At 35.4% G+C, this 9,296-nt stretch carries 14 protein-coding genes; all 14 read right to left on the reverse strand.

Annotation, left to right across the window (positions count from 1 at the left end; all coding sequences use genetic code 11):
- Positions 1-19 precede the first annotated feature (19 nt).
- Positions 20-1,423, reverse strand: a complete 1,404-nt coding sequence (locus ACO5J6_RS07665) for a sensor histidine kinase (RefSeq protein ID WP_485643181.1) — start codon at positions 1,421-1,423, stop codon at positions 20-22.
- A complete protein-coding gene (locus ACO5J6_RS07670) occupies positions 1,416-1,994 on the reverse strand; it encodes an ANTAR domain-containing response regulator (protein ID WP_485643182.1) in 579 nt (192 codons plus the stop codon). The genes ACO5J6_RS07665 and ACO5J6_RS07670 overlap by 8 nt, the downstream gene beginning before the upstream one ends.
- A 21-nt stretch (positions 1,995-2,015) precedes the next feature.
- On the reverse strand, positions 2,016-3,134 hold the full coding sequence (locus tag ACO5J6_RS07675; RefSeq protein WP_485643183.1) for a 1-propanol dehydrogenase PduQ: 1,119 nt from the start codon (positions 3,132-3,134) through the stop codon (positions 2,016-2,018).
- Between the two features lie 18 nt (positions 3,135-3,152).
- Positions 3,153-3,437 (reverse strand): hypothetical protein, encoded by a 285-nt coding sequence (locus ACO5J6_RS07680; protein WP_485643184.1) that lies wholly within the window; start codon positions 3,435-3,437, stop codon positions 3,153-3,155.
- A gap of 3 nt (positions 3,438-3,440) precedes the next feature.
- The gene (locus ACO5J6_RS07685; protein WP_485643185.1) at positions 3,441-3,710 is read right to left on the reverse strand and encodes a EutN/CcmL family microcompartment protein; all 270 of its coding nucleotides are present in this window, start codon (positions 3,708-3,710) and stop codon (positions 3,441-3,443) included.
- 1 nt (position 3,711) lies between these two features.
- The gene (locus ACO5J6_RS07690; RefSeq protein ID WP_485643187.1) at positions 3,712-4,401 is read right to left on the reverse strand and encodes an ethanolamine utilization protein; all 690 of its coding nucleotides are present in this window, start codon (positions 4,399-4,401) and stop codon (positions 3,712-3,714) included.
- 9 nt (positions 4,402-4,410) lie between these two features.
- Complete coding sequence (eutD, locus tag ACO5J6_RS07695; RefSeq protein WP_485643188.1) at positions 4,411-5,049, reverse strand: ethanolamine utilization phosphate acetyltransferase EutD; 639 nt, start codon at positions 5,047-5,049, stop codon at positions 4,411-4,413.
- A gap of 23 nt (positions 5,050-5,072) precedes the next feature.
- Positions 5,073-5,855 (reverse strand): cobalamin adenosyltransferase, encoded by a 783-nt coding sequence (locus tag ACO5J6_RS07700; RefSeq protein ID WP_485643190.1) that lies wholly within the window; start codon positions 5,853-5,855, stop codon positions 5,073-5,075.
- Between the two features lie 13 nt (positions 5,856-5,868).
- Complete coding sequence (locus ACO5J6_RS07705) at positions 5,869-7,347, reverse strand: acetaldehyde dehydrogenase (acetylating) (protein ID WP_485643192.1); 1,479 nt, start codon at positions 7,345-7,347, stop codon at positions 5,869-5,871.
- Between the two features lie 60 nt (positions 7,348-7,407).
- Positions 7,408-7,710 carry a BMC domain-containing protein gene (locus ACO5J6_RS07710; RefSeq protein ID WP_485643194.1) on the reverse strand — a complete coding sequence of 101 codons (303 nt, stop codon included), beginning with the start codon at positions 7,708-7,710 and terminating at the stop codon, positions 7,408-7,410.
- A gap of 2 nt (positions 7,711-7,712) precedes the next feature.
- On the reverse strand, positions 7,713-8,333 hold the full coding sequence (locus tag ACO5J6_RS07715) for a BMC domain-containing protein (RefSeq protein WP_485643196.1): 621 nt from the start codon (positions 8,331-8,333) through the stop codon (positions 7,713-7,715).
- Positions 8,334-8,783: a EutP/PduV family microcompartment system protein gene (locus ACO5J6_RS07720; protein ID WP_485643198.1), complete on the reverse strand. Its 450-nt coding sequence runs from the start codon at positions 8,781-8,783 to the stop codon at positions 8,334-8,336.
- A 2-nt stretch (positions 8,784-8,785) separates the two neighbouring features.
- Entirely contained in the window at positions 8,786-9,136 is a 351-nt protein-coding gene (gene eutS, locus ACO5J6_RS07725) for an ethanolamine utilization microcompartment protein EutS (RefSeq protein ID WP_485643200.1), read from the reverse strand.
- 26 nt (positions 9,137-9,162) lie between these two features.
- Positions 9,163-9,296 (reverse strand): BMC domain-containing protein (locus ACO5J6_RS07730; protein WP_485643208.1); only part of this gene is annotated, 134 nt, incomplete at its 5' end.

Consider the following 9,296-nt stretch of genomic DNA (forward strand, 5'->3'; position numbering starts at 1 on the left):
AAACTAATTTTAAGATAAATTAATTTTCAAATCCAAAACTGATTTCAGTTCCTTTATCTCCGGTTTTTACGTTCAAATCTCCGTATAGTTTTTCTTTTACAAGACTTTTTACTATCTGTAATCCTATACTTCCTTTGTCAAAATCTTTTTCATTCATCCCTATTCCGTCATCGCTTATGGAAATATAAGATTTCATTTCTCCTCTTTTTACTTTGACAGTTATCCGTCCGTTATCCTTTCCCTTAAAGGCATGCTTTATGCAGTTTTCGACCAGTTCATTTACTATGAGAGCTATTGTTGTAGCTTTGTCCGAGCTGATTTCAAAGTTATCTCCCGTTACGTCTATTTTCAGTTTTACCCGTCCGTCTAGATTTTCTCTTAAGGAATTTTTTAAAATCTTATTTATGACTTCTTTTATTTCGAGTTCATCAAGTCCATTCTGGGCAAGCAGCTCATGAGTTACTGAAATACTGAGTATTCTGTTTATACTGTCGCTAAATGCGGCTTTGACAGCCTTGTCCTCGGTCTTTCTCGCCTGTATTCTCAATAAGCTCGCTATTGTCTGCAAATTATTTTTTACCCTATGGTGTATTTCTTTTATTACGACAGATTTTAAAACCAGTTCTTTTTCCTTGACTTTGATTTCAGTGATGTCTTTTATAAACAGGACTATGTTCTTAATGTTTTCAGTCTCTTTTATTAAAAAATATTCCATACTTAAAACCATATTTGATATACTTATATCCGTTTTTTTATTCATTTTTCCGCTCAGGACGTCCTCAAATTCAACGTTATCTATTACAATGTTGTCAAATTTTTCTCCAAGAACAAAATCTTTATAGCCGATTTTCCTGTATATGTACTTTGCTCTGGAATTAGCATATATACATACACCTTCTTCGTTAAAAATTATAATTCCGTCATTTATATAGTCGATAATTCTCCGTTCCCTTGACATTTCCACAGAACTTATAAGAATATCGTCAGTCGCGTTGTTCAGAAAACTCAGTTCTTTATTCAAGCTTTCTTCATTTACGCCTTCTTCGACTATAAGAACGGCAATTATCACTTTATCATCTTCGTCGCTCTTTATAGGCACTACATTTTGAGTTACAATTTTATTTTCCTGAGTCAGAGCCTTATAATCCCTCGACGGATGCCCCGTCTCAAGAGTCCTTAGAACGGCAGGTTCATTTCTTCTGTAAGCATATTTCCCTACAACGCTCTGAGTATAGCTCGAACCTGTTCTGGGGTTTGCCTCCGCTACCACTATCGCAGTATCCCTGCTTTCCGTCATACAATCTATAAATACGTCGGCTTTCAGCAGCTTACTCAAAACGGGAAGTCCCTCGGATATTTTTTCGAGTTTTTCAATATTCTTTTTTGAAAGTTTCGTATATTGTTTACATATAGTTCTAAGCATTTTCATCTCCGGACAAAATTATAATATCTGCGATTTTACCCATATCACATCTTTTATTCATACTTAGTGTTCTAATATATTCGTAAGCCTCATTTTCAGTAAAATTTCTTGTTTTCATCAGAAGACTTTTTGCGATGTCTATTTTCTTTCTGTCTTCCAGCTTCTGACTCGTCTTTATATATTTCTTTTCGAGCTTTTCAAATTCTTCCTGTTTATTAAATATGATTTCCAGATTTGGAATAAAAGACTTTTCATCAATAGGTTTTACTATATATCCTATTATTCCTATATTTTTGGCTTCTTCTATAAATTCTTTATTGGAATAAGCTGTAAGTAAAACAATACCCCTAGATAATTTCTCCTCCGTTATTACTTTCGCTGCTTTCAGTCCGTCCAGTATAGGCATTTTAACGTCCATTATTACAAAATCAGGTTTATATTTCCTACTCTGTTCTATTGCGTCAAAGCCGTCTCCCGCTTCAGCAACTACTTCATAATTGGCTTCTCTCAATATCTCACATATATCCATTCTTGTTATCGGTTCATCATCTACAACTATTATTTTTCTCATACTTCTTCCTTTTCCAAAATTTTAATATAAATCTGTCAATAACTGCTTCATTTCTATTTTGCTGAATTTTCTTGGATTGTCAGCCGTACACATATCGTTTTCTATTTGTTCGATTATGCTTTCTATTTCGGCAAAAAACTGCTCTTCAGGGATTCCCAAATCTTTCAGTCTATTAGGTATACCCATTTTGAAACTTCTCATTTCCACAGCTTTCGCCAGAGTTTCAGCTCCGTCTTTGTCATCTCTCGGAGTAAATCCTAAAGCTTCGGCTATTTCCCTGTAATATTTTGCAGCATCTTTATTTTGTGCGTTAAACAGTATAACTTTCGGCATTATCACCGCATTGAGTTTGCCATGAGGCTTATGAAATCTTGCACCCAGCGAGTGAGCTATGCTGTGATTTATTCCTAAGGCCGCATTACTGAATGCAACTCCCGCCATACACGAAGCAATCTGCAAATCTATTCTTTCTCTTTCGAGCTGAGGATTTTCAAAATTATTTACCAAATCGGCAAATACAGTTTTTATCGCTCCTATAGCCAATGTATTTGTAAACAGATTTCTCGCTTTTGAAACATAGGCTTCTATAGCGTGTGTCAAAACGTCCATTCCCGTATCCGCAATTATTGAAGGCGGCAAAGTTTTTATAAACTCGGGATTGAGTATCGCTATATCTGGAAGCATTTCACTGTCGCTTAGAGGTATTTTTTTGCTTTGAGTAGTAACAACGGCGTAAGACGTTACTTCCGATCCGGTTCCACTTGTTGTAGGAATAGCTATAAACTTAGGCTTTTTATATTCACCCATTGCTCTTTTTATTTTATTCGTAAAGTAAATCATTGATTTACATGCGTCTATGGGAGAGCCTCCTCCTAAAGCTATTATAACATCAGGCTCGTATGCACTAAGCTCCAGCATACCTTTTATGATTTCCTCGTCCGTAGGGTCAGGTTTTACATCCGAATATATTTTAGCTTCTATTCCTCTTGATTTCAGAATGTTTGTTATTCTGTCTGCTACTTTTAATTTTACCATATTTTCATCAGTTACCAAAAATACTTTTTCCATTTCCAAAGTTCTCAATATATCCAAAGAATTAGGCCCGAAATAAATATCAGGTTTTATTTGAAACAAATCCATTTAAAGTCCACTTCCTTTCTATGACAATTCTTTCAATCTGGATAATATCTTCTGGACTGTTGCCGGGTCAGTTATATTGTATTCTTTTACAAGTATTTCTACGATTTTCTTTTCAAAATCCTGACTGTCTTTTCTCCCTTTGCTTTTTGCTTCACAGCAGGATTTTTCATATACTACTTCTACTCCCTGTTCCCTGATTTTATCTCTCGCACCGGGAGTAATAATCATATCAGCTGCAATGACTAATTTATTATTCTGAACATATTCGGAAAAATTTCCTACTGTTATTAATTTTTTTGCCATTTTTTACTCCTTATCCGATTCCGGACTGTCTATTATTCCTACGATAGTCGCATCTACAGGTGTTCCCGCTTCAAAAATATGCCTTGCAGAACTTCCCGTAACTATTATTACTTTATCGCCCTCTCCGGCTCCTATATAATCGGCAGCTACTATTTTTCTGCTTCCTTTACCTTCACCGGTTCCTTCTACTTCGACTACCATAAGTTTCAGTCCTTTAAGTTTTTCATCTTTTCTTGTTGCCCAGACATTATCAATAACTTTTCCTATTAACATATTACTGTCCTCTTTCATAATATACATTGATATTGTTTTCTTTTATATAATCCATTGCAAGGGAAGTTATTTTACTTTTGCTGCCGACTGCAAGTATCCGATTTTTTATCCCAAGATTTCTAAGTTTACTTTCAGTTATCAGCCCTTCTATATAGATTTTTTCTCTTATATCAAGCATATCTTTCACTTCTGTTCTCTTTATGACTTTTATTCCGAATTTTTTCACTTTTTCAAGATATTCATCATAAAGCCTTATAAGAGCAGCAGGCTCGCTGTATTTTTTATATTCCAGTCCCTCTTCTACGAGGATTACTTCACCGTCGTTAAAAAGATATTCCGTTATAATGCTCTTTTTCCCTTGAGACAGCTCTATCAGAGCATTTATACAGAGGTTTGACACTATAAGTCTATTCTCATTTTTACCTTGAGCAATTTCTTCCCATGAGCTGCCCAATTTTACATTATCTAAAATCGGCATATTTTTCTTAAGCTCATCCTTTAATACTTCGTCATTTCCGAGAAAAGCTGTAACAACTGTATTTCCCGATATATTTTTCAAATTTTCCTTATTATCGGCATTATCAGTACTGTTTATTATGCCGGTTCTGTCTGACAAAATTTCCTTTTCCCTTTTGGCAATTTCTTTTAACACTTCCCTTGTAAGTATTTCTACTAATCTTTGAGTATCCATTTTCATCTCCTATTCCCTGAAAATGCTGCCAACCACTCCGGAAGTATATCCGCATGCATTAGCTTCATCAAAATCAATGTGCATACTCAATCTGAAATTATTTTTTACTCTTACCACAACATTATCAAATATTAAAGGTCTTTCACTGTGAATTTTTACTTTCACAATCTCGTTATCTTTCACAGAAAATCTTTCAGCATCTTCAGGTGCCATATGAATATGTCTTTTAGCAACTATCAGTCCCTTGTCCAGTTGTACGTATTTATCTCCTACACCTATCAATATTCCCGGAGTTCCTTCTATTTTACCACTTTCTCTTATTACTCCCTTGGCTCCTATCTGCATACAGTCAGTAAGGGATAATTCAACCTGAGAAAAATTTCTGCATGGTCCCAATACTGCAACATTGGAAAGTTCACCATTAGGACCGATTACTCTGACTCTTTCTTTTGCTGCAAACTGTCCGGGTTGTGATAAATCTTTTACAGGTGTAAGTTCATATCCTTTTCCGAAAAGTGCTTCCATATGTTCTTTTGAAAGATGCACATGTCTTCCTGACGCTTCAACCATAAAAGTATCTTTTTTCTCTATTTGAAGAAGCTCCTGCAACTTTTCTCTTATTATTTTTTCCAATTCGTTCCTATCCATAACATCTCCTGTGTATTCCGATTTTATGACTTATAATCTCCGTTATTTGCTTTTAGCATCATTAAGTACAATATACTGCTCAAACGGTTTAATGCTTTCAGCATATCTACCCTTTCCACTTTTCCGTCTTTATAAAAAGCATCCACTGCTGCAACTTCGCATTCTCTTGATAATGCTCTCAGGCAGTTTATATCTATGACCGTTTCATCAAATTCCACGTTTATTTCGAAGAGATGTCCTGTTTTATAATATTTTATAGTATTATGAGTAATATCTTTTAATGTATCTATATCATATCCTAAAACGTCTCTTTCCTGAAATTCCGTATCAGTCATTTCACTTATAAACAAATCCCTTACAAATCTGTATGTCTGTGCAAAATCATTTTCAAGCTTTTTATTTTTTTCATATTTTTTCCAATATCTTATGATTTCAGCCTGTAAAACATCAAATTTCCCTCTCAAGGCAATTCTTTTATGATTTTTCACAACCAAATCATTGCCGAACAGTTGGGTCATATATTCAGGTTTCTTTTCGTAAATTCCCCCTGTTACATAATCTCTGTACTGTCTTTTTTGGGAAACTTTATTTTCTGAAACATTTTTATTTTGAGAGTTTTCAGTTTTATCTTCGGAATTTTCCTTTGCAGCAAATTCCTCGGATTTTTCAATTTTATAATCTATTTTTCTACTGTTTAAAAACTCCCTTGCCGACGGTGTGAGAATGTCTTTTTCAGTTATACGTACTTGATTCAGCTGTCCTTCTTTATCTAATTTTCTAAGCATTCCTTCTGTTATAACAGGCATTTTTTATCACACCCTATCTATTTTTATAAATTCCGTCCAACACTTGTTTTATAATGTTTTCAACATCATTTTCAGTTATCTGTGTTCCGCATGAGCTTGTACTGCCAACTTCACATGCACGGTTGCTTTCCTCTCTTAAATCTTCAAGTTCTTTTGTCCCGTAAGCTACCCGTCTTATATTTATGAGGTTCAGAGGTCCGATATTATCGGTAGTGGAGCTTCCTCCGATTGTTCCGCACCCTAATGTAAATGCAGGTATTAAAGCCGTTGTTGCTCCTACTCCTCCCAATGCTGCCGGAGTGTTTACAAGCAATCTTCCTACAGGTTTTTTCAATGAAAACTCTTTTACGATATTTTCATTATTTGTATGCATTGACATTGTATGTCCTATTCCTTCATTTTCAAGTATTTCTATACATTTCTCACATGCTTTTTCCCATGTTTCTTCAGTATAGAAACCTAAAACAGGACACAATTTTTCCCTTGAATAAGGATTTAAGTGGGAAACTTCAGTTTCTTCGGAAACTAATACTTTTGTAGTTGTAGGAACTGTTATTCCTGCCATTGCAGCTATATATAAAGCCGTTTTCCCTACTATTTTAGGGTTCATTGTATTATTGGCTCTCATAAGAATGCTTCCTACTTTGTTTCTTTCATCTTTATTCAGAAAATAGGCTCCCTGTCTTTTAAGTTCGTCTATTACCTGATTTCTGATTATTTCTTCCGTAACTATTGACTGTTCCGAAGCACAGATTACTCCATTATCAAAAGTTTTACTGTCTATTATTCTTTTAACCGCTTTTCTTATATCGGCACTTCTTTCAATAAATGCAGGTCCATTTCCCGGCCCTACTCCTATTGCAGGTGTTCCTGAACTGTAAGCGGCTTTTACCATTGCTTCTCCACCTGTCGCCAATATCAATGCTGTATGTTTATGTTTCATAAGTTCCTGTGTAGCCTGTAAAGTAGGTGTTTTTATTACACCTATCAGCCCTTTAGGTGCTCCTTTTCTTTCAGCAGCCCTTATCAAATATTCTGCTGTTCTTATTATACAGTCTTTTGCATTTGGATGAGGACTTACAATTACTGCATTTCCCGCTTTTAACGCTATCATTATTTTATAAATTGTTGATGATGTAGGGTTTGTGGAAGGAATTAATGCAGCTATTATTCCCATAGGAACAGCTATTTCAGTTATACCGTTTTCCTTATCCTCTTTTATAATTCCTTTTGTTTTCTGATTTTTTATAGTTTCATATACACCTATCGACGCCAATCTGTTTTTTAGGACTTTGTCTTCCCAACGACCAAATCCTGTTTCTTCATTAGCTAATTTTGCAAGCTCTACTTCATGTTTTTGAGCTTCTTCGCAAATTTCCTTAACTATTTCATCAATCTGGCTTTGGGAAAATTGGCTGTATATTTCCTGAGCTTTACTTGCACTGTTAAGTAAATCTCTGACTTCCTGTATCGATTGCAAATCTTTATCCATGACTTTTCCTTTCCTAAAATAATCTAAAAATCCCCTAATTTTTCTTTAAGCGTATCAGGCTTATTCAGCTTCGCTTACAGCCACTTTTGTCTTAGGCAATATAGCTTCAACTTCCGCATGCGGTCTTGGGATTACATGAATAGAGATTAATTCTCCTACTCTTTCAGCTGCTGCTGCTCCTGCATCTGTCGCCGCTTTTACAGCTCCTACATCTCCTCTTACGAGTACAGTTACTAATCCTCCCCCTACATGCTCTTTTCCAATCAGTGTTACGTTTGCAGCTTTTACCATTGCGTCTGCTGCTTCTATTGCTGCTACAAGTCCTTTAGTTTCTATCATTCCCAATGCATTTAATGTTGCCATTTTTATTCCTCCTGATTATTTTTTATTAGAATTTCTATCAACTTTTTCTTAGGCATTGTTTTTATCTGATTCCATGTGTAGCCTAATTTAAGGTTATTTACCTTCATTTTCAAATCGACTACTTTCATGTCCTGATATTGTTTTTTCTGTTTTTTAATTTCATTATCTTCTTTTTTTTCTGTTTCTTTTTCAGAAACTTTTTCTATTTTTTCCTGAACATCAACATTTTTTATATTTTTTTCAGATATATCTTCCCTTTTTTCCGCTTTTTTAGCTTCAACTGTCTGTTTTGTTTCTTTTGTTTCAGACTTTATTTCAGATATTTCTGCTGTTTCTTTTTCCGAATTTTTGTTTATCTTACTTGTCAGGATTTTTTTAGTTTCCAAATCCACCCTCGCAATTACGTTATTGCTCAGGAAATTACCAAGTCTTTTGGCACTTTCGGTTGCGGCATCTACAGCTGCATTTACGGCGGCTACATCTCCCGTTACCTCAATAGTTACAATTCCGCCTTTTACATAGTAACAATTTGTCAATGTTACGTTAGCGGCTTTCAAAGCAGCGTCGGCAGCTTCTATTGCAGTTACAAGACCCAGTGTTTCTACGTATCCGTACGAATCCATTTATTTACCACCTTCTAACTGTCCGTCATCATCTTCCAGATATTTGACAAGTTCTTCAATTCCTTCATTTTCATAAGAACTTACAACGAAAACTTTTTCTGCTCCCGCTTCTTTTAATATTTCCTTAGCTTTTCCAACATCCCCGCCTAAATCAGTTTTAGTTACAATTCCGATTACGGGTTTTGTAAAAGCTGTTGAAAATCCGGGAGGAAATATATTCCGTTCTTCATCACATGCCTGTACCATTCCTACAATATCACAATCGTAAGAACTTACAATAAGTGCTTTATAGAACATCCTGTTTTCCATATATTCACCGGGTGTATCAAGTATATCGTCAGAGTATGTCAGCATCTGCGTTTTTTCATATTCTATATCCACACCGTGTATTCTTTGGGTTAATGTCGTTTTACCGCACCCTGATTTACCTATTAAAAGTATTTTTTTCAATTTTATGACCTCGTTACCTGAGTTATACTGAACCTAAGTACATTTTTAAAGTAGGCAACCACCTCATTTACAGCAGCTTCTACGCTTCCGACATCTCCACTTATAACAACGGAACCGGTAAATCTGTCAACGAACCCTATTTCCACTCCTGCACTTTTAGTAGCTAAATCGCCTGCAATAATCGCAGCTTCACCCGGAGTGATAGTAAGTATTCCTATGGCATTTACTCTGTTTTCGGCAAGTCCTATCTTTTTTGATAAATCTCTTTGAGGATTTGCAATTATATGAGCCAGTGTCAACTGCCTACCCGGCACATATTCCTGTATCATTCTCTGTTTTTTATCTTCTTCCATATGACAAATCCTTTCTGAATTTTCTCTTATTTAGGCAATATAGCTTCAACTTCTGCATGTGGTCTTGGGATTACATGAATAGAGATTAATTCTCCTACTCTTTCAGCTGCTGCCGCTCCTGCGTCTGTCGCCGCTTTTACAGCTCCTACATCTCCTCTTA

This window comes from Pseudoleptotrichia sp. (assembly GCF_057270515.1).